1 rRNA gene is annotated in these 1196 nt (G+C 52.6%); it reads left to right on the forward strand.

The features are described 5' to 3' along the window. Window positions 1-1171 (forward strand): 23S ribosomal RNA (locus FDX11_RS01645); the annotation flags it as partial. Window positions 1172-1196 lie beyond the last annotated feature (25 nt).

Genomic DNA, 1196 nt, shown 5'->3' on the forward strand with positions numbered 1-1196 from the left:
TGGAGCTGAAATCAGTCGAAGATACCAGCTGGCTGCAACTGTTTATTAAAAACACAGCACTGTGCAAACACGAAAGTGGACGTATACGGTGTGACGCCTGCCCGGTGCCGGAAGGTTAATTGATGGGGTTATCCGTAAGGAGAAGCTCTTGATCGAAGCCCCGGTAAACGGCGGCCGTAACTATAACGGTCCTAAGGTAGCGAAATTCCTTGTCGGGTAAGTTCCGACCTGCACGAATGGCGTAATGATGGCCAGGCTGTCTCCACCCGAGACTCAGTGAAATTGAACTCGCTGTGAAGATGCAGTGTACCCGCGGCAAGACGGAAAGACCCCGTGAACCTTTACTATAGCTTGACACTGAACACTGGTCCTTGATGTGTAGGATAGGTGGGAGGCTTTGAAGTGTGGACGCCAGTCTGCATGGAGCCATCCTTGAAATACCACCCTTTAATGGCTGGTGTTCTAACGTGGGCCCGTAATCCGGGTTGCGGACAGTGTCTGGTGGGTAGTTTGACTGGGGCGGTCTCCTCCCAAAGAGTAACGGAGGAGCACGAAGGTTAGCTAATCCTGGTCGGACATCAGGAGGTTAGTGCAAAGGCATAAGCTAGCTTGACTGCGAGAGTGACGGCTCGAGCAGGTGCGAAAGCAGGTCTTAGTGATCCGGTGGTTCTGAATGGAAGGGCCATCGCTCAACGGATAAAAGGTACTCCGGGGATAACAGGCTGATACCGCCCAAGAGTTCATATCGACGGCGGTGTTTGGCACCTCGATGTCGGCTCATCACATCCTGGGGCTGAAGTAGGTCCCAAGGGTATGGCTGTTCGCCATTTAAAGTGGTACGCGAGCTGGGTTTAGAACGTCGTGAGACAGTTCGGTCCCTATCTGCCGTGGGCGCTGGAGAATTGAGGGGGGCTGCTCCTAGTACGAGAGGACCGGAGTGGACGCATCACTGGTGTTCGGGTTGTCATGCCAATGGCACTGCCCGGTAGCTAAATGCGGAAAAGATAAGTGCTGAAAGCATCTAAGCACGAAACTTGCCCCGAGATGAGTTCTCCCTGAGACTTTAAGTCTCCTGAAGGAACGTTGAAGACGACGACGTTGATAGGTCGGGTGTGTAAGTGTAGCGATACATTGAGCTAACCGATACTAATGAACCGTGAGGCTTAACCTTACAACGCCGAAGATGTTTTGGCGAA

The sequence above is a fragment of the Citrobacter sp. wls714 genome, from assembly GCF_005281025.1.
In the GTDB taxonomy this organism is placed as follows: domain Bacteria; phylum Pseudomonadota; class Gammaproteobacteria; order Enterobacterales; family Enterobacteriaceae; genus Citrobacter; species Citrobacter werkmanii.